Here is a 23,869-nt window from a genome sequence, read left to right as displayed (position 1 = left end):
GGCTATGTCTCAGGGCCCTTTATCCAACCTGATATTCCAAGCCCACTCCTCTTCTGAGGCTTGTCGCTAACTGTTGAGACCAGTTCCTTCTTCCCGAGAGAGCTTCTCACCTCGGAGACGAACTTGGGCCAAGCAGGATCAGTTCCTAACAGGACATGGTTCTTGCTTTCTAGAGCGACAAGGCGAGAGTTTGGAATGCCCGCCGCCAAGAGCCGACCCTCTTCAAAGGGAACAGACGGATCTCCTCGAGAGTGGATTACCAACGTAGGGGCTTTCACCTTAGGGAGGTTCATGGAAACATCAACCGTGCCGAACACTTCCTGGAACCGGACCGCGTTTTCGGCAGAGCAGGAGATCCGCTGAAGGTCGTTGAACCATCTCATCTGCTCGATCGTGCCGCCGGGAATGAACATTGAGGTGAAATATTGACGAATACCCGGATCGTCGCGGCCCCAGCCATGCTTGATCAACGTCATCATTGCCTGGCGCTCCTCAATTGTCTTCATCGATCCTCGTTTGCCCCAACCTCTGGCATATCCTCCATACACGATGAGTTGGCTCACTCTCTCTGGATGACGGACAGCGTACTCAATCGCAACGGCTCCACCTTGCGAAATTCCTAAGAGCGGGAATCGCTCTATTCCGGCGGCGTTCACGACTGATTCGAGATCTCGAACCCAAGCGTCGAACGAGAAGTCTGGGACATCCCAATCGGACAAACCACATCCCCTCTCATCATATCTGATGAGCGTACTATCCGTCGATAGAGCGTCGAGAAAGTGGCGCCAAACAGGGCTTTGCCAATCGAACTCTAGATGGCTGAGATAGTTGGCAGCCTTGACCAGCGGAGGTCCTTTTCCAGTTATGGCATAGGCGATCCGAACATTGTCAGGCGTTGTGCAGAACCGGGTCTCCTGTTTCATGCCATGTCAGAACTTGGGTCATCCTTACGGGTCGGGACTCTCATAACGAAACAACTACTACTTCCAGTTATCTCTGGACGAGCCCCGGATATATGTTTGGTAGCTTCGACAGACAAAGTTGAATCGGCGATTTCACAAACCTAGTTCTGCGTTGCTTGAGTAGCGCGACTCAGCGGACCACTTCAAACAGAAAGGATTTGTCGGAATCTCTGAGACGGTTTTTCCTAGGGTTTTGCTTCGAATACTCTGTTGAACGGTGTCTCGGTTGCTCTGCGGAATGTCTTGAAGCCTCCGGACATTACTACCTGGCGCAGTTGAGAGTCGCCGGCCTGGGCACCTAGAGCGAGTCCTACCTCTTGAGCCTTGGAAGCGGGCGTGCAGATCATGGTGGACGCACTGTAATAGACGCGGCCAACTGGATTGTAGTTCTGCTCTGGCTTCTCATTGGCAAAGGGCTCGACGATCATCCAGGTCCCGTCGGGCTTTAGTGACTGTCGAACATGTTTTGCGGCTCCCGCGGGGTCGCCCATGTCGTGTAGACAGTCGAAGAATGCTACTAGATCGAAGTCTTTCTTCGGATAGTCCTGAGCCTTCGCTTGTTCGAAGCTGACTCTGTCGGACAGCCGGTTTGCTGAAGCCACCTTTCGCGCATGGTCTATGGAAGGTTTGTGGAAATCGTAGCCGACGAATCTAGACTTTGGAAAAGCTTCGGCCATGATCATTGTCGAGGCTCCGTATCCGCATCCCACGTCGGCCACCATGGCTCCGTTCTTCAACTTGGCCACAACACCGTCCAAGGCGGGTAGCCAGGAGCTGACTAGGTTTCCTGCGTATGCGGGTCTGAAGAATTTCTCTGCTCCGAGAAAGAGGTCCGTGCTGTGCTGTTCCCATCCGAAGCCCTTGCCGGTTCTGAACGCTTCGGTGATTCCTGCTTCGTCCTTGAACATCGATGCGGCGATGTAGAAGGCTCCCGGAAGGTAAGCAGGACTCTTGTCGTCGGCCAGAGTAAACACCTGCTCAGGGGACATGGAGTATTTGCCGGTCTTGGAGTCATACATTACGTAGCCGGCCGCGGCCTGAGCCGAGAGCCATTCTCGAACATAACGCTCCATAGTGTGTGTCTTGCCCGCCAACTCTGCGGGAGACAGACCATTACCCTCCGCAAGCGCCTTGTAGAGGCCAAGTTTCTCTCCCACGAGAACTGTGGAAGCATGCAGAGCCGCGCCAAAATCTCCCACGAACTTCATCAAGAACGAGTTTAGCTTATCCTGATCAACCTTCATTGTTTCCTGCAAAATGACAAACCAGCTCGACTTTAATCCGATGACATTTAACACTTGCTCACGGGCGAAATTGCGTGATTGAATTAGATATCCATTTACAGGCTGCTCTCCCTAGCCGGCCTTCCCATAGGCTTCGATCCCGTCATCCAACCTTCTGTCGAAGCAAGTATCATTCCAACTCTAGCATCGGCTTCAAGCATTGCATTCCTAACGTACCGAGTTGCAATCCGGTTGAGGGCCAGTAATGTGAGAGCTGGCGTACTGCAGCTATTCGATATGGTATCCAGTTCAATCGGATTAGACGCACAAGTCTACAACAAGTATTACGAAGCGATAAGAGTCCTAAGCGAGATCAACGGCACAGAGTTCATGGGAGAATCACACGGACTACTATCTAAGAGTGGAATCGGCTCGGACGCTTACATGCAAAGCTCTGGCTGACGGGTTCAAAGTCATAGACTCGGACTGCGGAATGAGCATACTGCAAGAGCCCAAGCCTCTATCCCCGCCACTTATCAAAGACAAGCACGGGAAGACCTGAGTGGCAAGCACGCAATGACCCGTTTCTTCTCGCTGCCTTCAACGTCAAGTCCGTCGATTGTGTCTCAGGGTTAGCCTTCCTGCAGCTCTCCCACGGACCTGTTAAGCAGTCTACGAGAGGGATTGTTAGAGCATCAACACCCACAGCTCTGCCGCGAGCTTCTCGAACTGGGATTCATAACCCCTCGGCATATCCGCCTAGGGAATACATGTCAAGTCTTAATATGAAAGTGGGACGCTCGTCCGTTTTGCTCCGGTCTGGGAGATGCTCAAGTGCTAGTCAATGTAGGCGTCAGCCACAAAAGAGCCAAGCTGGCAACGCTTGACGCCCTAACCCTCCGCGACCTCCCAGGATTCTACAAGATTCTCAGAAGCATTCCGGGAATAAAAGGGGCAGTCATAGTTCAGACCTGCAACAGGGTTGACATGTTCATCGACGCCGGCCAAGGTGTCGAGGTTAACGAGAAGATCCTCTGGAACTGGGCCCTCGAGACAAAGTTCAAACTTCACGAATTGAGAAAACTTGCGGAACAGAGAAGCGATGAACAGGTCCTAGAATACCTGGTGAACCTTGCGTCTGGACTGGAATCAATGCTGGTTGGAGAGAGCCAGATTCTCGGCCAGCTAAAATCATCCTTGATAGAAGCACGGGGACTAGCAGCATCAAGCCCAACCCTCTCCAGGACTCTCGAGAGATCAATCGCAGCCGGCATCAGAATCCGGGACCAAACTGGGATCGGGAGAGGAACGGTATCCCTCGGTTCCGCAGCTCTAAAACTCGCCGAAGAATCTCTCGGCCCCCTCGACCATACCAAGGTATTGTTGCTCGGAACCGGTGAGATTGGTATGATCCTGATGAAGGCACTGAAGGCCAGGGGGGTCACAGATGTAACTGTTGCAGGCAGGACACGTCAAAGGACGGAGTCGTTCTGTAGAACTTTCGGAGGCAAACCAGCCGATATCATGGATGCCATGTCGCAGCTGGGACTCTTCAGGCTGGTCGTTGTTGCAACTAGAGCCACAGGCTACCTTTTGACCAGAGAGAACGTTGCTCCCCAGCTGAAATCTGATCGAGACTCGAAGTTCATGATTCTGGACCTCTCGATCCCGAGAAATGTTTCACCTGGTGTAGAGCAACTCAGAGGCCTGGTGATCAAGACGATTGATGACCTGCGCGACATTACGGACCAAGCCGTGTCCGTTAGGAAGATTTTGGTCAGAGAAGCTGAGCTGAAGGTCGAGGAGGCTGTAGAGAAAATCTCGGAACTCCTGCGCCGCGAGGAAGCGGAACCGATGGTCTCTGAGCTCTATCACAGAGCCGACAAGATTCGAAGAGAGGAGCTAGAAAAGGCACTATCCAAGCTAAACCTACCAGAACACCAGCAGGACGTACTTGAGAGGATGAGCCTGGCTCTGGTGCGGAAGCTCTTAGCCCAGCCAGTCGTCAACCTTCGTGAAGCCGCGAAGAAAGGTGATACCAAGTTGCTGACTGTCGCAGGCCAGATATTCGAAGGAGACTAGAGTACAACGAGCTTTCCCGCGCTGCGAATGCGGCGACTCCGAAGAACACCCCTCATCCGCGAGCTCGTGAGAGAAGTCAGACTTGATCGTTCTGATCTTATTCAACCGATATTTGTGGAAGAGGCATTGAAAACCCAGGCGCCTATAGCGTCGATGCCGGGCCAGCAGCGACAATCTCCCTCAACATTAGGCCGAGAAGTGACCCGTCTTGTCGACAACGGGATAAGATCCGTCGTTCTATTCGGTATTCCTACCATCAAGGATGAGGTCGGATCATCTGCTTATGATCCGAACGGGGTTGTCCAGAGAACTATCCGTGATCTAAAGGATCAGTTCGGTGACGAGCTGGTTGTTTTCGCGGACGTTTGCATGTGCCAGTATACTAGCCATGGACACTGCGGTCTTGTACGGGATGGGCGAGTAGATAATGATGAGACACTTCGGAAGCTCGCTGAAGTCGCGGTAAGCCATGCCCGCGCTGGTGCAGATATGGTGGCACCGTCAGCGATGATCGATGGACAGGTCAAGACAATTCGGCAAGCGCTCGACGACAACGGATTCAAGGATGTGGCCGTGATGGCGTATTCGGCGAAGCATGCTTCATCATTCTTCGGTCCCTTTCGAGAGGCCGCCCTATCCACCCCTAAGTTCGGAGATCGAAGAACCTACCAGATGGATTACTCTAACCCTGAGGAGGCTCTCCGCGAAATCGCGCTGGATATCAAAGAGGGCGCGGACATGATCATGGTCAAGCCCGCGCTTGCCTACCTAGACATTATCTATCGTGCGAAGAAAAGATTCCGGATGCCGACTGCAGCCTACAATGTAAGCGGAGAATATTCCATGATCAAAGCAGCCGCACGCGAAGGATGGATAGATGAGAAATCGGCAGTACTCGAGGTTCTAACCAGCATCAAACGGGCAGGAGCGGACATGATACTGACATACCACGCGTTGGAAGCCGCAGAATGGCTGGGCTAGATTCAAGATCTCAACAGCTTTTCCGCCGAGCGAGGAAAGTGATTCCGGGCGGGGTCAACAGCCCGGTTAGAAGCTACTCTCCCTATCCTCTTTTCGTCTCATCCGCGAAAGGCTCGAAGTTCAAAACTGTTGACGGCCAAGAATACCTAGACTACTGCATGGCATATGGCGCGTTGATCGACGGACACGCCCAGGCCGAAGTCGTCAATGCAGTTGAGGAAGCTCTCGAGAAAGGGTCCATCTATGGACAGCCGACTGAGATGGAAGTCGAGCTCGCCGAACTGATAGCCTCGATAGTGCCGTCTATGGAAATGGTTCGCCTCGTCAACTCCGGGACCGAAGCCACGATGCATGCTATACGGCTCGCACGGGCGTTCAGTGAGAAGAAGAAAGTCCTGAAGTTTGAAGGGGGATTCCACGGGTCCCACGACTCAGTGCTGGTGAAAGCGGGATCAGGCGCCACCCTGCTTGGAAGCCCTAGTTCTGAAGGGATACCGGGCGAAGTCGCCAAGAACACGCTTGTTAGTCGCTTCAACGAAGAGAAAATAGCTAGCAAGATCATTCGAGACTATGCAGACGAACTTGCAGCCGTAATCGTCGAACCCGTACTCGGAAACATAGGCCCCATCCTGCCGAAACCGGGGTTTCTAGAGATTCTTCGAAAGGTTACTGAAGAAAACAAAGTCCTCCTAATCTTTGACGAGGTGATTACAGGCTTTAGGCTCTCGATAAGCGGAGCTCAAGGATACTACAAGGTTCATCCAGATCTAACAATACTCGGCAAGATTCTCGGAGGAGGGCTTCCACTCTCCGCCTTCGGCGGCAGAAGAGACATCATGGAAAAACTCGCTCCCTTGGGCCCCGTGTACCAGGCTGGAACCTACAGTGGTAATCCGGTCAGCGTGTCTGCTGCACTCGCAACCCTTCAATCATTGAAGAAACGAGCAGGGCAAGTGTATTCCCGATTAGATCGGATGGGAGGCAAGATCCGGCGAGGAATAAGTGACCAGTTGGAATCAGCTAGAGTGCCCGCACAGGTTAACGGTGTCGGATCGATGTTTCAGTTATTCTTCACAGATCGTCCGGTGACCGATTACCACTCGGCAAGGTCTGCCGACGTACGCAAGTATGAACAATACTTCCATTCGTTGCTCACGTCTCGAATCTTCGTTCCGCCATCCCAGTTCGAAACATGCTTTCTCTCTATCGCGCACACCGAAGACGAAGTAGAGGCCACCCTCGGTGCGATTGGCACTGCACTGAAGACCCTACGGCGGTGACATGAAAATACTCTACAAGGTCGGTACTCGAGGAAGCAGGCTCTCACTTGTCCAGACGGAACTGGTTGCGGATAGTATCAGACAAAAGAATCCCGGACTTAGAATAGAACTGAAGGTCATTACGACCGCAGGTGATGCGGACCAGCGAACACCGCTCTTCTCGCTCGACCAGAAGGGAATCTTCGAGAAAGAGATCGACCGAGCAGTCCTCGACGGCCAGGTTGACTTCGCCGTTCACAGTATGAAGGACGTTCCTGTGCTCGACATGGACAGCGGGCTCTTGATCGCGAGCGTTCCCGAGAGGGGGTCCGTTATCGATGTGCTGGTGAGCAAGGGAGACGCGCGTTTGGAGAATCTGAAAACGGGAAGCAGGGTAGGCACGAGCAGCCTGCTCCGAGTCGCTCAGCTGAGGCGCGCGAGGCCTGGCGTGCAGCCGGAGCCTATCCGGGGAAACGTTGAGACGAGAATCCAGAAGGTGGACAAGGGCGAATTTGACGCTGTTGTACTCGCTGAAGCTGGGCTTGCAAGGCTTGGAATAGAAGGAAGGATCTCGGAGCGTCTACCGGTTGAAGATTTCATGCCTGCCCCGGGTCAAGGGGCACTGGCTGTTGTTGCCAGGAGTGACAGTTCAAGTGTCATTGACATGTTGAGGTCGATTGAGCACGCTCCGACGAGGTCTGAGATTGTGGCTGAACGAGAACTGGTTCGGATTCTCGAGGGTGGTTGCAAGGTTCCCGTGGGAGTCCTGGCCAGTGCCCGTGGCGATCGGATTCAGATGGTCGCCTGCATCTTCTCGATCGATGGCAAAGAGAAGCTTCTGGCGAAACGGTCGGGTCATGTCCGGGAAGCCGTAGTGTTAGCCAAAGAGATGGGTGAGGAACTTCTTCACGGCGGCGCGAAAAAGATCGAGGAGAGCTGGAGAACTGTCTACGTCTAGGACTCCTGCAGAGAAGTCCATTGCCATAACTCGCCCAGTCGGACAGGGAGAAGAGACGTCCAGGTTTGTGGAAAAGCTCGGATGGACCCCGTTCATCGTCCACGCCGTTGAGCTGAGACCTATAGAACAATCGAGGATCTTCAAAGAATTCTCAAGAATTGTGGGCGATGGTCCTGTTGACTGGCTCGTCTTCATGAGTCCCACCGGTGTCGATGCTTTCTTCGACATGCTGAAGTCGCACTCTAGCATTCTCCCGAGCGCATCAGGTCAAATCAAGATCATGGCTGTAGGTCCGAAGACCAGCGCGGCGCTAGAACGTTACGGCGTTCAGGACGCCGTCGTCCCGGAGAAATACAGCTCCGCCGGCGTAGCGAATCATCTGTCCAAGTTCGAAACCAAAGGACAGAGAGTGGTTCTTGTGAGATCCTCAGTCGCCGACGACCGCCTCGCAACGTTACTGACTTCGAGAGGGGCATCCGTGGACACGATCACGATCTACCAGTCAGAGATCCCAGCGAATAAGCAGAATGTATTGAATTTCCTCTCCAGGCTTGAAAAAGGACAGTTCCAGGCAGTTCTGTTTACCAGTGCAGCTTCTGCGTCCAACCTGTTCAACATGGTTACGAATCAGATCCCGAAGTCGCAACTCATCCACCTGTTGAGATCAACTTTGGTAGGGGCTATCGGTCCCGCAACGGCTGAAAGACTCCGAGAACTTGGCATAGACCCAAGCGTTCCTGGGAGGTATCTTATCGAGGATGCGATTAGTGAGCTTGTCAAGAAATCTGAGGAACGCTGGAACCCTGAGCAGAAAATATCGAGCCAGCCATAAAGCCGCAGGATGTTTTCTCCAACCGTAAGAACAGAAATCAAGTCGGCCTAGGCTGGGTGCTACAACATGATTCGGTGGTCGCAATACCCAAGCCGGCGAGTACAGACCGTGCCAAAGAAAGCACTGAGGTCTCCGAATGGAGGCTGAGACTTGAAGGCTATCAGAGACTAGCCAGCGCCTTCTCCTAGGGGAGGCTAGAGCGAGATCCTAAGCTGTCACAATTTCTTGCGATAGAAGAGGTCCCAGTCTAGAAGCCATCGCATTGATGAATTCGGGGTCGTCATTGAGAGAAGCAGTTCTCTCCAGTCTCGCACCTAAGGAGGCAGCGTAGCTTTTCGCCTCAATATCCAGATCGTAGAGTATCTCGAGGTGATCCGAGACAAAACCGACAGGGCAGACCAACAATTCGTGGAATCCCTTGCCGGATAATTCAGCTATCTTCTCTTTGATGCTGGGTCCCATCCAAGACTCGACGGGATGTCCGGCGCTCTGGAAGGCGAAATCCCAGGACTCAATTCCTGATTTATCAGCAACGAGCTGGCTGGTCTCCTGAAGCTGACTCCAATAGGGGTCGTCGTCAGCCACGAACTTCTTCGGAAGGCTGTGGGCGGTGAAGAGAACGACAGCCCTAGAGGGCTGATCGAATTCCTCGACGCCATCACGGACCCGTCGCGACAAGGCATTGATCAGAGATTGTTGATCATGCCAGCTCTCGACCATTATGAACGGGATGGGTCTTCCTGTCTTGGCCAAGCCTCTGTTGACGGCGTCTGCATATCCTCCGATGCTCAGCTTGGAGAAGTGCGGAGCAAGCGCGAGACCGATGATACTTGCAGCATCATCGCTCGCGATCTTCTCGACGACATCCTCGACAAACGGGTGCCAGTGCTTCATTCCAACATACACCTTCGAATAGAATTGCTCAGACCGGAGCTTATCCTCCAATGCTTTCGCCTGGGCGAGAGTCATTTTCAGCAGAGGAGTCTGACCACCAACCTGGTGATATCTGTCTCTCAACCTCTCTACCTCCTCGGGTGTTGGTAACCTACCTCCTCTAACCTGACGGAGATATTCTCCAACCTCGTCAAGCGAATTCGGGCTGCCGTACGCCATCAGTAGAACTGCAGGATGTTTCTCCATGCATCGACACCTCTAATGTTTGGTTCTGGTAGTCCCGTGAATGAACTGAACCAGACTCTTCACATGTTCTGGCGGAGTTTCAGGAAGAACGCCGTGACCCAGGTTGAAAATGTGGCCCGGGCGGCCACCGATCATAGCTAGGATATCTTTGGATCTGGCATGGACAAGCTCGTTCGCGCCCAGCAGAATCGCTGGGTCAAGGTTACCTTGGATCGCTACATGTCCTAGAATAGCCCAGGCTCCGTCTATCGAGATTCTCCAATCAACACCGAACACGTCACCGCCTGCCTCCCGCATCGACTTCAATATCCCAGCTGTTCCCACTCCAAAGTGTATTCGAGGAACTCCTCCTATTTTCAACCGGTCGAATATCTGTTTGTTGAACGGGAGCACGAATTCTTCGTAGTCGGATGGGGAGAGACATCCGGACCAGCTGTCAAAGAGCTGGACAGCGTCCACACCAGCTCGGATTTGAGCCATGAGATAATCGGAGACCATGCTGGACAGCTTTGCCATCAGGAGCTTCCATAATTCCGGCTCCGCATACATCATCTTCTTTGTCTTCGTAAAGTCTCGTGAAGGGCTTCCTTCTATCAGATAGCAAGCGAGGGTGAAAGGCGCTCCTGAAAACCCGATCAGAGGCGTGCGTCCGTCCAGCTGTTGAATCGCGAGTTCAATCGCGTCAGTGACGAAAGGCACGTGATCTCTTGGAGAGAATTTTCCAATCGCCTCAACATCTTCCATTCGTCCGATCGGTTTCTCGACTACGGGGCCCACGCCGTCTACGAGTTTGAAGCCTTGGCCAATTCCTTCGAGGGGTAGCATGATGTCGGCGAAGATGATTGCAGCGTCAACTCCCAGCTCGGTTGTGGCATCAACTGTGACTTTGGCGGAGAGTTCTGGGGTCTTGCAGATTGTGAGGACATCGTTCTTCGCTCTGACCTTTCGATAACTCTCCAGATATCTGCCGGCCTGCCTCATGAACCAGATCGGAGTGAACTCGGCTTCTTTCTTCCAGCAGGCTCTGAGGAAACAATCATTCTCGAGGTCAGTCAAGTTTGGACATTCGCCCTTCGTGTTACGAGCCGAGAAGGTCTAACATTTTCTCGGGTTCAACGTTGATACAGGTAAAAATGGGAGTCTCCAGGGCCGTGTACTTACTCGCCTCAGTAGTTCGGAGATGCATGACCAGATTGAGGAAGTCTTCTGGGTGATCCGTTTCGAATGAGAGTATGAACTCGTAATCGTCTATACCGAACGAGTAGGACGTGTGTATCGTCACCGAGGGATATTTCTGGCCAGCTTGCACGTGATCCTTCATCATTCTTCTTCTCTCCTCGAATGGCACGCTGTACCATTCTCTCTTCTTGGTGAAGGGATAGACGAAGAGGTATCTCGAACCGACGGGCTCCTTCTCGGAGGGTCTTCCGAAATACTCTGACGGACGCAGCATGCTCAGGTACGAGTAAGGTGTAGAGAGATACTTTCCAAGCTCAGTCTTTAGGAAGTCGGAGTGAATACGTTGGATGGTCTCCAGAGAGTCGGTGATGGTCCACAGCATGAAGTCAACATCTCCTCTAGTTCCGACTAGAGAATATGATCGGGGGCGAATCTTCTCCCCCGTTTCGCTTAGAGACGAGAGGAACTGCTTCTTTGAGGATTCTCGCTCTTGAGATGATAGTTTTCTCCAGGCCGGGTCGAGCTTGAAGAAAGTGTACTTGACGAAGCTGTAACCCGTCTTCTGCTGGACTGCCGGAGTCGTCGTCTGGAGTGTCATAGATAGTTCGCGAGGTTATAGGGTTGCCTCTATTTGAAAGAAGCTAGCATGTTGCTTTAGTCAGCATATACTAACGTTGAAAATCGACAGAACGGCCGTTTTCCCTCAGTCTTCATGGAGTTCGTGGTATGATTCAACAGTTTCTCTAGCCACAAATCCGATTATGACTCCAGTCGCTAGATAATCAGCCCACCAGAGCCCCAGGAAGTATTCTGCAAGAAGGCCACCTAGAAGAGCGATGGCCATGAAGAGGCAGGTCACCGACTCTATGGCGTCGATCGAGAGAGGCAGCGACCGGGTCTCCCTGCCTATCTTTTTCTTCTCAAGGTAGAGATAGGGCATCACGACAACTGCCCCTATAGCAATCGCTATTCCGAGTGGCGAGCCCTCTGGCTTCAATCCCTTAATGTAAGAATAGATTGCGCCTAATCCAATCACGGGGATGAGAGCGAAGAGTAGCCCGCTTGTGAATTGTTCCGTTTTCTTGCTGCGCATTCCGTCGGTGTTACTACTGCTAGAGGAGTTCCTCCGCAAACCTGTCAAGACTGCGATGCCAGAGATCAGTTCTACCAGACTATCGCCCCCGAACGCCAATAAAGCGAAGCTTCCGGCAATCAGGCCGAATCCAACCGACCCCAGAACTTCAATCGTCATCCAGATCGAACTGACGTATTCGATCTTGATTCCATTTCTGATTCTCAATTGCCTCCATGATTGATGAGTAGAATCGCAGCAGCACGAGGCACAGTTGGAGCAGTCCGTGGGGGTCTGGCAGCTCTCACATGAGGCTGGGGCACAACCGCACGTTTGGCATGATGATGAAAAAGATGCTCCGAGTGCCATGGGAAAACCTTGTGTCAACCCTCGCCGTCGCCTTATTTAGTCAACGCCGTCCTTCCGCAGCTCCATCCATATTCCGTGCATCCGCAAAGGACATCGTCCTGACACTGGCGGAAGCGGCTCCTCCAGATAGATTGGAACTTGTCCTGGCCTGATCCGCAGGACAGGTGCTAGATGCTATCTTCATCTATATCAGAGTCGGGCCATAAGATGATCCGTATGAGTCCCAGCGTCGAGTCAATAGCTTGCGGTCGCGCGTTGAGTCCACCGATGCTCGAACGCACTTCATCTATCTTTACAGTTTCCATCGAAGACATCTTCGACTACAAGAGATGTCCGAAAATAGTTGCAATCAAGACGTACCGGCGAACTCAGATGGATAAGAAAATACCTTAGGTAAGGGGAGGAAGTGGTGATAGAGGGCTAGATCTGTCGTATTCCCAATTTTCCTCGTCGTCGGATCCTTGAGTCATCCATGAACCAGTAGTTGCCGACGTCTTTGAGCTTGGATGGAGGAACAACGACTTGTGATGCTTCTCCACGGACCAAGTCCATCTCAAAGGGAATCAGTCGAGTGACTTGCAATATGACTTTAGCTTCGGGTCTAGGCTTCTCTGTTCTGAGCCAGACATGAAATCCTCCGCTAGGAGTAAAGGTGACGAGCGTCTGGAGGCTGCGAAGGAGCGGAATGTTCTCCTTTCTCCAGCCTATTGCAGCCTCTCTAGAACCGAGAATATCATCTAGATCATAGTCGACCACGGAGAGGTTGCCTGAGACGGAGCCGCAGACGCATCCCCACATTTTTCCGAGGTGGATGGCGTCGACCAGCTCGTTTCGACTTGGAACGTATTTCTGCCATTTTGGATAGCCGGGTTTCTTCGGGTTGTAAACCTCAGCATCATGGGCTCCATTCAATGGAATTATCCGGAGACCCTCGTTCATGTAGAGATCCAGCCATTTTTCTGGGGGCCAAGATTTCTTCTCGTCGTATGCACGAAAGTCTGCGTTTCTAGAAGCGAGATCAAGGTCAGAATCGGAGCGCGGCTGCGTGTCGATGCTCATTTGTCAATTCTTCCTTTCCAGAACTTTTCATAGGGAAGTCTGAGCAGTCTTCCAAATCCAACCTTAGGAGACTCCTTGAGCTCGCTCAGCGGGACAAATGTGACGATCTGCAGGTCTCTATCGCGATAGTATACGACGTAGGTGTAGTCGCAGAAGCGCCATTTTCTTTCGGGTCCAACTTTGCACGGGTCAACGATGATTTCTTTCGCGGAATATACCTGAGTGGATTTCACCTGGATGGATTGTCCGTTAGGTAGTATAATGTCAGGGCCGCCGATAGGGTGTGGTTTTGAGAAATCGATTCTGAAGTTTTCAGGGATCGATCCCGGATAGAGTCTGCTAACGGCGAGTTCTGCACAGATCCCACGATAATTGGCAGCGAGCAGAATCTCGGGGTCCTTTGAACCTCGACTGGGCTGGGCTCCGAGCCGTTGATCCTCCTCCATGATCTTCTTCGATATTTCTCGACACTTGGCCTTCTCTTCCTCGGTCAAAACTATGTGGTGCGCTTTACCTTCCGGTAAGATGATCTCATTCTCTGTTATTGGGAAGCCTTCTTGTTTCTTCGACTGGAGGTCCAAAATGTCAGCCTCTTCGAGTAGGGTGGTAACTCGAAAGGACATGCTTGACTATGTGGTCGGCCTCACGCCGTCTCTGGTATCCCCGGCTACCAGACTGATGAGAGTGAACGTAATCGTCCATAGCCTGGAGAAAATGATCTACCGTGATCTCTCCTTCGAAGAGCTTTCCGCAGTACTGTCCTTCAATGACATCTAGGAAATGTCGCCCTCCGTGCTGATGGTAGTGAGCCTCGTCGAGTCTGTCACTGTTTATCTGAGCATGCTCAACGTCCAGTTCGTCTCCTTCATCAGAGCTCTCGGAGCCAAGAATACCACGCCTCATCAGCTCACGGTAGGAAAGCGGTTTATTCCGACCTGGCATCTTTCCACCCTCTCAGTATTCCCAAACCGTCAGAGTTCGCTGTAATGCGACAGACGAGCTTACCCGTATTGTTACCCGGACACGCCTCTGGGAGACAAGCCGCCAGCCGAGAACTTCGAGTCGGATACTGGTTAGGTTCTATTCCACGGTAAGAGTGTCACTAAGCCGGACCAAAAAACCGTCAGAATACTTGTCTTGGTCTTGCATTGCGCATGCGGGATTCGACCTCGTTCCATGACAAGAAGCGGCATGCAAGAGCCGGATGACTAGCGCTATCATTTTCATGGTTGAAGTGTTTTTCGGGTGTGCCTGCTCCGCAAGTCCGGAGCATTTTATTACGTTTAAACGACAGTCCTTATATAGTATTACTGTAATAGTGTAATTGCTCCTTTGAATACAACGTCGGCGAGGACCCTCAAGCTTCTGACAGGCAGAGAGTACAGCCTGGAAGAACTGGTGAGAGGGCTGGGGATGAGCTATAGCCGCACAGCGGCCATCGCCCGAGAACTGGTCGAGCAGGGATATGCTGAACGGAAAGGTAGAACACTGCAGCTGGCAAAGACTGCAAAGGCGGAACTCGTCAAGAGGCTCTGCGGAAGATACAATCTGGAAACACTCCTCCCGGACGCGCAGGGAAAAATCTTCTACAGACTGCTAGAGCCGAAATCAGCACAAGCAATTGCGACAGAAACTGGACTCTCCCAGTCGGCAGTCTACCCCGCCCTACAGAAACTGTCAGAACTCGGAGCGATAACAAGAAATGATCGCCTGTACAGGCTCGTCGATGATCCAGAGCTAACCAGCCTCTCAGGAATACTGGCTCGCGAAGAAAAAACGGAAACGGCTGAACCCTTCGCGACCGTGCTGAAGACCTCAAAGGGCCGCCTGCTCAAACGAGTAATTAGGGGGATCCACGCGAGGGGAAGCCTCGCGGGCTTCTCCCTATTCCCAAGATACGGACTGGAATACTCCAGCCCGTACGACTACTACGTAGACCCCCCTCAAGAGCCGAACCTCGAATCCACACTAATACAGGCTCTCGCCTCGTCCGAGACCCGGACAGACAGAACCATCTGCGCCATATTCGCTGCGAAGAACAGGACAAAACTTGACCCAGACAGGACCCGCGGGCTCGCAGCCGACTGGAATATCCTTCAAGACTGGATGGACATTAGCAGACTCGCCGAGGGCATGCCTCCAGAGAACCCGGAGAGATTTCTGCCATGGAAGGAATACATGGAGAAGGCTGAGCTATATGGGCTGAAGGTGCCGAAGATGCAAGGGGCAGACTCGAGCAGATCCCTGCTAAACCAGGTCGGAGCACGGATCAGCACTCCAACAACAGCCTATCTGTTCGGGGGCGGTAACATGCTCCTGAGAGGTCTCAAGGCCCAGACCAAAGACATCAACTTGATCCTGGAAGACGCAGACGATTTCCAACGAATCGTTAGAACCTTGACCGCGCTCGGCTTCAGACGAATAGCAGAGAAAGAGATGGGCACCCAAGACCGGCGCCTCGAACCAAGTGGAATATTCGTGGCGGAGAACTATCCGAGGGTCGACCTGTTCACAAAGAAGGTCCTTGGAAAGTTTGTTCTCACCGACGAGATGAAGGATAGAACAGAAGAGGTGAGATTCGAGAAGCTCCGACTCAAGCTCGTCTCACTCGACGACGTCCTCCTCTTCAAGAGCATCACCGATCGAGCCGGCGACATAGATGACATAGCAATCATAATCAGGAGAACAAGACCAGACTGGAGCCTGATTCTGGAGACGTACTGGAACGAGGAGAGGATTACAGGGACGCACTTCTGCTTCACAATCCTCGACAACCTAGAAATCCTCCACGAGAGAGAGAAAATCCGAGTCCCCATACACCGGCGCCTCCTCCAACACTGCATCGACACGGGGATTCTGGAATCGGTCGGACGAGGCGCCTCCACTGTAGAAGAGATCAAGAAGCAGCTCGACTTTCCCGAATCTCACCTGAGAAACAGAATCCAAGCGCTCATCAAAGAACGGAAACTCAAGAAGCAACCCCGCAACAAGAATCTGATACTCAGCCCGCCTTAATCGGAGATTTCCAGCAGCTTACATCAGGAGGCATGGTCAACTCTTGCAGTTTGGTCGTAGTTTCGGTCCGCTCTAACTGTAATCTTCGGGGAACGACTCATTACACGATAGGCGGTCGTCGTATGAGCCTATCGCGCTGGGATGAGGGGAGGGACTCCGACCACGTGAGAGGCGTTAACCGGGATAAGGGGTCGGTTGACCCACCGTAAAATCTCTGCCTGGCAACTGGCCAAGCTACCACGCTACAGGCGTGAGGGGGCGGTTGAGGTTCGACCGTTCCCTGCCAAGAAGCGGTCTTGTGCTTCTGAGGCGCAAGGGCTCTCAGGTGAAGCAATGAAGGGGAACCCGACGACGACGGCAATCCCTAGAGTCGATGAGAGCAAGTCTAGTCCTCGAACAACCGAAGACTTGACAGAACCCTGCATACCAATCAAGATTCCCCGCCACTAATCAACGACGAGCGCGGGAAGACCGGAGTGGCAAGCGCGCGATGACCGGCTCTTACGTCGCTGAGACGGTTGGCGATCTCTGTACTGGGACTGGCCTCATTGCGGGTATGCCACCTACCTGTTAAGCAGTTTATGGGCGATATATCGGTATTCGAGAATATCGAACCGTGAACATATCGCGGCTAGAAAATATTTCGTGGCGGAACATCCGATATAAGCGGCCATTTTCATGCAAGCGAGCATGAAGCGAACACTCGTAATCGTAGCACCATTACTAGTTGCACTGTCGCTAGCGTCACTCGCCACACCAATTCACCCTGGTATTGCCAGAGCCTCTCCAATTATTGACTCCTTACTGGCAACCAGTGCGTCCACTTCCGCTCCGAATGCCAAGGCTGAGGTCATCATCATCCTAGATCATATTCCAACATCAGCTGATGCACGAGCCATCATGCGATACTCGCGCATCGATGCCCCCATGACCGAGCTTCCTATGATCCTCGCGGTCTCAAACTACGGCAACCTCACTAACCTCGCCAACTACCCGGGAGTCGTCTCGCTCTGGGCCAATCGACAGCTCCACTATCAAGCCCAGGTCCAGACCACCACGCATAACTTTGGCGAGGTGCCTGTCCAGCACTCTTGGTGGAATGACATAATGCACGTTCCCGCAGCTTGGAGCCTAGGGTTCCAAGGTCAAGGAATCGGGGTAGCACTCATCGACACTGGCGTAGACGCTTCGAACCCATCACTAGGCTACAGCTTCACCCCCACCACCACCTCTCTGACGCCACCTCCTCCAAAAGCTCCCTATCGCGTGATCCAGAATGTCAAAGTCTTCACCATCGGTGAGATCGTACTGAACCAGCCAGTTGGTCCGGATCAGTTTTACGCTGAAAACCAGATCAACACCGACACGTCAAGCGGCCACGGAACCAGCACCGCCGGCCTCGTCGCAGGAACAGGCGACGGGTCCATGGGAATATACAAAGGCGCGGCACCCCAGGCGAACATAATCGCTCTAGGGGCAGGAGACGTGGACTTTGTCTTCCACGCAATAGCTAGCTACAACTACATCCTCGCCCACCGCGTGCAGTACAATATTCGGATTGTGAGCAACAGCTGGGGAACCACCTTCGATTGCTCCGGGGGAACAGGCCCTCCTGACTACAATTCATGTAGAAGCGGTAGCCCAATCAACACTGCGACAAAAGCAGCCCACGACGCCGGCATCGCAGTCTTCTTCGCGGCCGGAAACTCGGGCCCAGGACACCCCACAATAAATCCATACTCAGAACCTTCCTGGGTAATATCCGTCGGAGCCGGAACTGAGTCCAAGGGTCTCACCGACTTCTCCAGCCGCGGATGCACGAACACCACCTCTCCAGGTTGTACCAACATGTCCGAGCAGCAACCTGACCTAGTTGCGCCCGGAATGAACGTCATATCAACGAAAGACACAAGCTGCACTGTAGACTGTCCACTTAGCGCGCCCTCTGACACTGGAAATATTCCACTAGCCTACCAGCCCTACTACACCACCTTCGGTGGAACAAGCGCCGCCTCCCCGATGGCCGCAGGCGTCGCCGCCTTGGTCCTGTCAGCGAAACCGTCTCTGACTCCTGACGCGCTCAAGGCCACAATGAAAGGCACAACTGACCCCATGCTAGGATATCTTCCATTCCAAGTTGGAACTGGATACGTCAACGCTCTCAGCGCGGTCAAAGCGGCACAAGGCCAAGCCTTTACTCCCATCCAGACCAGAATCCAAGCTTTCGGTGACCAGAGGTTCATCTACAAACAGTTCATCGGCGGAGCAGTTGCAGTAACCGACAACTGGCAGGATGGCAGCGTCCCCGTCTTCACCGGCGCCCTGAACATGACCATCAATGTCAGCTGGACGACTCCGGCAACACCGCTCCAATGGCAGATCAGTGTCTACGGACCCAACGATACGGATGTTGCTGATCGGTTTCCGGGAACCACGATAGGCACAGAGGGAGCGATAAGCTCGACAATCGTTATCAAAGGCGCCGCCTACATCGCCAGTTTCAACAACCCCGGCTTCAACTCGGGAACATGGACGATCCAAGTACTCAACTTCAACAATCCGCAGACCTCAACCATCACCGTGGATGTGAACTATCCGGCCAAAGCGAAGGCCCACATGGACAACGGTCATGACGTTGAAGTCAACGACAACGAGCAGGGCGGAATGCAAGGCCAAGAAGAGGCTGTCCTCCAATCCAACGATGGAACCATCATCACCGTGATACCGATCGCCGCAGCGGGAGCAACAAGCATCTCAGCCCATATCACCCAGCCAGCCAGCACAGTCATACAAGTAGTCCAGATCGTAATCGTGGACAGCAACGGCAACATCATCGAGATACGCGGTGCATTCGTAACCACCCAATCCGACCTCAACGCAAGACTCGCGCAGATACAAGCACTCCTAGGGACGACAACCGATCCAGCTACGGTGTCAGCATTACAGACCGAGCAGACTGCAATGCAGGCGGCCCTGCCAAACGCGCCATTAACCGAGACAGTACCAGAGCTCCAGTAAAATACACTGAGAGCTCTCCCCTCTATTTTCTTACTTCTCGAACAATTACGATAGACGTTACTCTTTCACTCTTGTTGCACGGGTAGAAAGGGCCTACACGAACGTGAATTCGTGGTTGGAGAAAGGCGATTTGCTGATCGACAAGTCATGGAAAAATGGTGATTCTGTTGGCAGGTCAGATTATTTGCCGCGGGCTTTCTTCGAGTCTAAACTCTCGGTGCTCACCTACCTGTCGAACGGTAGACTAGCTTGACGACTCCAGTATCAAACGTCTTGGATTCGACAAGCTTAAGGTGCTCCTGGCTCGTCACATCGAAGAGCCTCTTTCCGTTTCCCAGGATGAGCGGGTAGACTAGGAGGCGGTACTCGTCGATGATGTCGTGCGGCATCAGGGAGCGAATGAGGCCGGGTGAGCCGTGGATAACGATGTCTTGGCCAGGCCGTTGTTTCAGTCTCGAGACCTCGGCCGCAAGGTCACCTTTAATCAGGTGGGAGTTGTTCCATTCGAGCTTCTTCAAGGTCCTGGAGGCGACATGCTTGGGCATGCTGTTGAACCGATCCGCAAACCCTTCGGGGTCCTTCCGGCTGGGCCAGGCAGCAGCGAAGCCCTCGTAGGTCACCCTTCCAAGGAGGAGTGCGTCGGAGGCGAATGTCTCCTCATGCTTGAACTTGCCGACCTCCTCGTTCCAGTATGCAAAAGACCACTTCTCCGGCGACTCGACTACGCCGTCTAAAGACATGAACAGGGTTGCAGCCAATCGCGACATAGACAGGTCACGTTACGAGGAGGCGGGTTCGGAACCGGATAATTTAGGCTTTGGTGGGTGCTGGTGGTTTTCTTCTGTGGATTGTTTCAGTGGACGAGTGTAAGTATTAGGATGAGGTAGATTGGGATTGTAGAAGCGCCTTCGCAGAGTATCTAGCGACGTACCCTAATGACTAGCCTAGGATTTCTCGGTGGACGTCACTGCGGATAGAACGGAAATAATCATTCCAATGGCGGCGAGGAATTTGCAGGGTCTTGAGCATCTCTTTGCCAAATGCAGTGACTTCGTGCATCCTGTATTACGAAGAGGTTGGCTCGGGATTAGACCGTTTACGACAACTCCGGCAGTTTGAGGCTCATCTGAGTGATGTACAATTACCGGCCCGTCCCATTCCGACTTCGTCAGATCTCGGAAGGAATTGGATCTAGCTTCGTGTAGGGATGCGAGAATCTTGATCCGAGTGGCATTCGCGTCTGCTGCGCAAGCATAGTTCTTGACGCATTGGGTCGCTGAGGGTGTCGAAATAAGACAGATCTGGCACTCTTACGCGAGAAGCGTGGGAGCGTTGAATGATGGCATAACGTTCTTGGCAAAGTCCCTCATTGAAGCTAGGTAGGTCTCGCGGGGGAAGGGGACGACAAAGTATTCGTTGCCGTTCTGCTGCGCCTCTTCCACTTTGGTCGTGTAAGTTTTGGAATCGTAATGGTCGGCGATTGGCACGGTCGCGTCGCCGCCCTGGGCGAATCGTATCTTGTCCTGCCTAGAATGCCTTCTAGCTGCTTTGAGGACAATATCCTTCGCCTCTTGGTAGGAGACTTTCTCTATCCATGGGCAGACAAAGCAGATATCCCCGTATTCGCCGGCCATTCGAAGCATACGCCTGCTGAACCCTCCGAATAGGAGTGGTGGGTAGGGTTTCTGCACTGGCTTTGGCTCCAGGACCGCATTCTTGGCCTGGTAGTATTTGCCATGGAAGTTGACCTTGTCTTCCAGCCAGAGTTTCAGGATCAGGCTTAGTCCTTCCTTCGCCCTTTCCACTCTGACCCTAGGCTCATACCACTCACCGTAGCCCTCGAACTCGGTCTGAGACCAGCCTGCCCCTACTCCCAGAATCGTACGACCATGCGAGAGCACGTCGAGAGTCGCTACCATCTTTGCCAGCATACCCGGTGGGCGAAATGAGATGGGTGTCACAAGAGTCCCTAAGCGAATCCTTTCGGTGCGGGACGCTAGGAAGCTGAGAGCTATCCAAGTATCAACGGTGGAATCGCCACCTGCCCCGGGTCCCCACATGTAATGGTCAGGCATCACGAAGCCGTAGAATCCGAGCCTTTCAGCCTCTGGGACCGCCTCTTCCATCAACTTCCAGCCCGAGTACCAGTTACCTATCCCGGAGAGAATGAATCTCAAAGAGAAAGTGACCTCCTCTCAACTACTCCGCAAAGCGACAATTAAGGACCACCTTAGAAGGCCCCGATGACTGAGTCTGGATCTCCTTCTCGTTGAATGGAGCTCTTGTCTCTCCTTGATCCACCCCGCCGAGCACCAGCTCCCGCGCACGGTATCAACACAACAATCGGGTTCGATTCCCTGTTTGGGCTGGAGGTTGCAGGTGGACCCTTAGGAACAAAATCCGTCATGATTAATTCGCGTTAGTCGATGCAAGGGTGCGAGTGATTCACATTAATCGTAACAAGGGACGGCCAGTTCGGCCCAACGTAGGGGGCACCGCTGAGTCGAAGTTTCAGTTCTGCCAAGGCTCGTCAATTAACCTCTTGGATCCATGCACTGGTACGCAGGCTTTAATCCTCAGAATGTAGTCAAAGGAAAGGACGGCTGTGATGACTCAAAGACTGTCGGATGGTTTTGACAGTGCAACCAATCGAACCTCAAAAATGACCTAGGCTCCGGACAGGGAATAAAGGTAGCGGACTCAAGCCAATTATCTCGGGTTACAGGAACTGAACTCCTATCCATGTAGTGAATGCAAGAGAGAGTGTCTCTCTGAGCTTGTTGGCACCTACCTACTGGTTCTAATCGGTCCTGGAATGGTCATTGCGGTCTCTCTTTTTCCAAATCTGAGCCCGTTGATAGCACTGACAATCGTTGGATTGTCATTCGGGTGCACCGTTGCAGTAATCATAGGGACATTGGGTAAGTATTCGACTCACATCAACCCAGCGATAACGGTCGCTCATGCCTTTGCCGGAGTGATTCGCCAGAGGCTTCTGATACCGTATGTCGGTTTCCAGATATTGGGCGGGTTGCTTGCTGGGTTGACCCTCCGACTCCTGTTTCAATCCCTTGACTCGGCAACCTATTTCGGCTCTACCAACCTCGCGACCGGGATCGGTCCTTTTGCCGGAATATTTCTTGAGGCGGTTGGAACCCTCTCACTTTCCCTAGTTGTTCTTCTCACGGCAACTCATGTTGAAGGTCTTAAACGACAAGCTTTCCTTGTGGGAACAACTCTATTCATTTTGATACTGCTCATAGGTCCATTGACAGGTGCCTCTTTCAATCCGGCAAGGAGTTTTGGACCGTCCACGGCGTCCGGCTACTTCGCGTACCACTACGTATACTGGATAGGACCATTGACTGGGGGCGTAGTTGGAGCGTTCTTATTCAAGACGATTCAAAACTATGCGAGAGGGAAAGATGGCAGAGGAGAGCGTATTGTTTGTATGCGTTGAGAACGCCGGACGAAGCCAGATGGCTGAAGCATTTGCGAGAAAACACGGTCTGACAGCTCAGAGTGCGGGAACTCAGCCCGCAAGATCAATAAATCCCGCCGTCGTCGAAGTCATGCGAGAGAAGGCGATTGACCTTTCAACCAAGAACCCGAAGATCCTAACCGCCGAAATGATTGAGAGAGCCAGTCTTGTTGTGACAATGGGCTGTTCTGTTGAGGAAGTCTGCCCTCGACCCATGATAGCACAAATGCAAAAGAAGCTAATTGATTGGCACCTCGAAGACCCCAGGGGCAAGCGGATAGATGAAGTCCGAGAGATAAGGGACGAAATAGAAAACAAAGTCGCCGGCCTAGTAAAGTCGCTCAAACGAATCAAAGGATAAGAACTCCTCAACGCTTCTTTGTTGTATGCCACATCGGATAGAGATTTTCACCGGTAACTGTCCCTTGTGCAAGTCCGTAGTTGATGAGATTGAAGCCGGTAAGTGTGCGGGGTGTCAGATGGTTACGTACGACATGTCCCAGAATCCGCCGGCGGCTCGACAATATGCGGCAAGGGTCGTTCCCACTGTAGTGATTGACGGTGAGGTCAAGATTGAAGGGAAGCCCGATATTCCGTTCGTCTGTAGTGACGAAACGTATGCTCACTTCAAGAATCGCTATCCTCTGACCATTTCTCTCGAAGTGTAGTTAGGCACAGTTTCCCCTTGGCATTCGGAGCATCTTCTCTTCCATCTTCATCATGCCAGACTTGCGGTTGTGCAGAGACATCATGTGAAAGCTGCCGGACTCCTGGGGATTGCTCTAACTGTGGTTCGTGTTGCTGCAATGTTGCCCATCTATCATGGAGACGAGCGAGAATTGGAAACGGAATCAGGATCGAATACATTAGTTCAATATGGATGATGATTGAAGTCTTGGGGTCAATTGGATTTGGATTGATTGCCGGAAGTTTCGCCCTGTTGGCCTTCGGGGGCGACAGTCTGATAGAACTGATTTCCGGCATCGCAGTGTTGATGGGCTTACGAAGGGAATCCTCAGGTAGTAGCAGTGGAGTGCACAGCAAGAAGACGGAACAATTCACAAGCGCCCTCCTCTTCGCTCTTATATCCACTATTGGATTGGGCGCAGCATTTTCGTACAGCACAGGATTGAAGCCCGAAGCATCGCTACTCGGAATCGCCATAGCAGTCGGCGCAGTTATCGTGATGCCCTATCTCTACGTTCAGAAGAAAAAGATAGGCAAGGAAACGAGGTCTTT

General features: G+C 52.7%; 25 protein-coding genes. 15 read left to right on the top strand and 10 right to left on the bottom strand.

Annotated elements, in window-relative coordinates; genetic code table 11:
- Positions 1 to 2 precede the first annotated feature (2 nt).
- Positions 3 to 923, bottom strand: a complete 921-nt coding sequence (locus tag VGS11_07785; GenBank protein HEV2119984.1) for an alpha/beta hydrolase — start codon at positions 921 to 923, stop codon at positions 3 to 5.
- A gap of 224 nt (positions 924 to 1,147) precedes the next feature.
- Positions 1,148 to 2,206, bottom strand: a complete 1,059-nt coding sequence (locus tag VGS11_07780; GenBank protein HEV2119983.1) for a class I SAM-dependent methyltransferase — start codon at positions 2,204 to 2,206, stop codon at positions 1,148 to 1,150.
- A gap of 246 nt (positions 2,207 to 2,452) precedes the next feature.
- On the opposite strand from VGS11_07780, the gene VGS11_07775 reads away from it, so the two are divergent.
- The 6 genes from VGS11_07775 to VGS11_07750 all read left to right on the top strand — a co-directional run bounded on the left by VGS11_07775 (position 2,453) and on the right by VGS11_07750 (position 8,297).
- On the top strand, positions 2,453 to 2,647 hold the full coding sequence (locus VGS11_07775; protein HEV2119982.1) for a hypothetical protein: 195 nt from the start codon (positions 2,453 to 2,455) through the stop codon (positions 2,645 to 2,647).
- A gap of 372 nt (positions 2,648 to 3,019) precedes the next feature.
- Complete coding sequence (gene hemA, locus VGS11_07770; GenBank protein HEV2119981.1) at positions 3,020 to 4,267, top strand: glutamyl-tRNA reductase; 1,248 nt, start codon at positions 3,020 to 3,022, stop codon at positions 4,265 to 4,267.
- Positions 4,268 to 4,294: 27 nt separating this feature from the next.
- Complete coding sequence (hemB, locus tag VGS11_07765) at positions 4,295 to 5,248, top strand: porphobilinogen synthase (protein HEV2119980.1); 954 nt, start codon at positions 4,295 to 4,297, stop codon at positions 5,246 to 5,248.
- Positions 5,236 to 6,528: a glutamate-1-semialdehyde 2,1-aminomutase gene (gene hemL, locus VGS11_07760; GenBank protein HEV2119979.1), complete on the top strand. Its 1,293-nt coding sequence runs from the start codon at positions 5,236 to 5,238 to the stop codon at positions 6,526 to 6,528. The genes hemB and hemL overlap by 13 nt, the downstream gene beginning before the upstream one ends.
- Before the next feature lies 1 nt (position 6,529).
- Positions 6,530 to 7,465, top strand: coding sequence for a hydroxymethylbilane synthase (gene hemC / locus VGS11_07755; protein HEV2119978.1), 936 nt, complete (start codon positions 6,530 to 6,532; stop codon positions 7,463 to 7,465).
- 67 nt (positions 7,466 to 7,532) lie between these two features.
- On the top strand, positions 7,533 to 8,297 hold the full coding sequence (locus VGS11_07750) for a uroporphyrinogen-III synthase (protein HEV2119977.1): 765 nt from the start codon (positions 7,533 to 7,535) through the stop codon (positions 8,295 to 8,297).
- 207 nt (positions 8,298 to 8,504) lie between these two features.
- Here VGS11_07750 and hemH read toward each other — a convergent pair whose 3' ends face one another.
- From hemH to VGS11_07730, 4 genes are all read right to left on the bottom strand, one after another.
- Positions 8,505 to 9,437, bottom strand: a complete 933-nt coding sequence (hemH, locus tag VGS11_07745) for a ferrochelatase (GenBank protein ID HEV2119976.1) — start codon at positions 9,435 to 9,437, stop codon at positions 8,505 to 8,507.
- A gap of 12 nt (positions 9,438 to 9,449) precedes the next feature.
- Complete coding sequence (hemE, locus tag VGS11_07740; protein ID HEV2119975.1) at positions 9,450 to 10,493, bottom strand: uroporphyrinogen decarboxylase; 1,044 nt, start codon at positions 10,491 to 10,493, stop codon at positions 9,450 to 9,452.
- A gap of 22 nt (positions 10,494 to 10,515) precedes the next feature.
- Positions 10,516 to 11,214, bottom strand: a complete 699-nt coding sequence (locus tag VGS11_07735) for a chlorite dismutase family protein (protein ID HEV2119974.1) — start codon at positions 11,212 to 11,214, stop codon at positions 10,516 to 10,518.
- 105 nt (positions 11,215 to 11,319) lie between these two features.
- Positions 11,320 to 11,916, bottom strand: coding sequence for a cation transporter (locus VGS11_07730; protein HEV2119973.1), 597 nt, complete (start codon positions 11,914 to 11,916; stop codon positions 11,320 to 11,322).
- A 348-nt stretch (positions 11,917 to 12,264) separates the two neighbouring features.
- Here VGS11_07730 and VGS11_07725 point away from each other — a divergent pair, with 348 nt between their 5' ends.
- The gene (locus VGS11_07725; protein ID HEV2119972.1) at positions 12,265 to 12,450 is read left to right on the top strand and encodes a hypothetical protein; all 186 of its coding nucleotides are present in this window, start codon (positions 12,265 to 12,267) and stop codon (positions 12,448 to 12,450) included.
- 27 nt (positions 12,451 to 12,477) lie between these two features.
- Here the strand turns inward: VGS11_07725 and VGS11_07720 are convergent, their stop codons facing one another.
- Both VGS11_07720 and VGS11_07715 read right to left on the bottom strand, forming a co-directional pair.
- The gene (locus VGS11_07720; GenBank protein HEV2119971.1) at positions 12,478 to 13,116 is read right to left on the bottom strand and encodes a bifunctional DNA primase/polymerase; all 639 of its coding nucleotides are present in this window, start codon (positions 13,114 to 13,116) and stop codon (positions 12,478 to 12,480) included.
- The gene (locus tag VGS11_07715) at positions 13,113 to 13,739 is read right to left on the bottom strand and encodes a hypothetical protein (protein ID HEV2119970.1); all 627 of its coding nucleotides are present in this window, start codon (positions 13,737 to 13,739) and stop codon (positions 13,113 to 13,115) included. The genes VGS11_07720 and VGS11_07715 overlap by 4 nt, the downstream gene beginning before the upstream one ends.
- Between VGS11_07715 and VGS11_07710 the strand changes: the two genes are divergently transcribed.
- The 4 genes from VGS11_07710 to VGS11_07695 all read left to right on the top strand — a co-directional run bounded on the left by VGS11_07710 (position 13,738) and on the right by VGS11_07695 (position 19,149).
- The gene (locus VGS11_07710; protein ID HEV2119969.1) at positions 13,738 to 13,893 is read left to right on the top strand and encodes a hypothetical protein; all 156 of its coding nucleotides are present in this window, start codon (positions 13,738 to 13,740) and stop codon (positions 13,891 to 13,893) included. The two genes, VGS11_07715 and VGS11_07710, sit on opposite strands and share 2 nt — an antisense overlap.
- 15 nt (positions 13,894 to 13,908) lie before the next feature.
- Positions 13,909 to 14,103, top strand: a complete 195-nt coding sequence (locus VGS11_07705) for a hypothetical protein (GenBank protein ID HEV2119968.1) — start codon at positions 13,909 to 13,911, stop codon at positions 14,101 to 14,103.
- 345 nt (positions 14,104 to 14,448) lie between these two features.
- Positions 14,449 to 16,131, top strand: a complete 1,683-nt coding sequence (locus VGS11_07700) for a winged helix-turn-helix domain-containing protein (protein ID HEV2119967.1) — start codon at positions 14,449 to 14,451, stop codon at positions 16,129 to 16,131.
- A gap of 690 nt (positions 16,132 to 16,821) precedes the next feature.
- Positions 16,822 to 19,149 (top strand): S8 family serine peptidase, encoded by a 2,328-nt coding sequence (locus tag VGS11_07695; GenBank protein HEV2119966.1) that lies wholly within the window; start codon positions 16,822 to 16,824, stop codon positions 19,147 to 19,149.
- 221 nt (positions 19,150 to 19,370) lie between these two features.
- On the opposite strand, the gene VGS11_07690 is transcribed toward VGS11_07695, so the two are convergent.
- Positions 19,371 to 19,916 (bottom strand): dihydrofolate reductase family protein, encoded by a 546-nt coding sequence (locus VGS11_07690; GenBank protein HEV2119965.1) that lies wholly within the window; start codon positions 19,914 to 19,916, stop codon positions 19,371 to 19,373.
- Between the two features lie 543 nt (positions 19,917 to 20,459).
- The gene (locus tag VGS11_07685; protein ID HEV2119964.1) at positions 20,460 to 21,326 is read right to left on the bottom strand and encodes an LLM class flavin-dependent oxidoreductase; all 867 of its coding nucleotides are present in this window, start codon (positions 21,324 to 21,326) and stop codon (positions 20,460 to 20,462) included.
- A 551-nt stretch (positions 21,327 to 21,877) separates the two neighbouring features.
- Here VGS11_07685 and VGS11_07680 point away from each other — a divergent pair.
- The 4 genes from VGS11_07680 to VGS11_07665 form a co-directional block, all read left to right on the top strand.
- On the top strand, positions 21,878 to 22,609 hold the full coding sequence (locus VGS11_07680; GenBank protein ID HEV2119963.1) for an aquaporin: 732 nt from the start codon (positions 21,878 to 21,880) through the stop codon (positions 22,607 to 22,609).
- The gene (locus tag VGS11_07675; GenBank protein ID HEV2119962.1) at positions 22,575 to 22,991 is read left to right on the top strand and encodes an arsenate reductase ArsC; all 417 of its coding nucleotides are present in this window, start codon (positions 22,575 to 22,577) and stop codon (positions 22,989 to 22,991) included. Before VGS11_07680 ends, VGS11_07675 begins: the two co-directional genes overlap by 35 nt.
- Positions 22,992 to 23,016: 25 nt before the next feature.
- The gene (locus VGS11_07670) at positions 23,017 to 23,298 is read left to right on the top strand and encodes a thioredoxin family protein (GenBank protein HEV2119961.1); all 282 of its coding nucleotides are present in this window, start codon (positions 23,017 to 23,019) and stop codon (positions 23,296 to 23,298) included.
- 227 nt (positions 23,299 to 23,525) lie between these two features.
- A partial coding sequence (locus tag VGS11_07665; protein HEV2119960.1) for a cation transporter occupies positions 23,526 to 23,869 on the top strand: 344 nt, incomplete at its 3' end.

It is taken from the genome of Candidatus Bathyarchaeia archaeon (assembly GCA_035935655.1).
Lineage (GTDB): Archaea > Thermoproteota > Bathyarchaeia > 40CM-2-53-6 > 40CM-2-53-6 > 40CM-2-53-6.
Note: the sequence above shows the minus strand (reverse complement) of the source record. Positions and strands in the feature narration are given on the sequence as shown.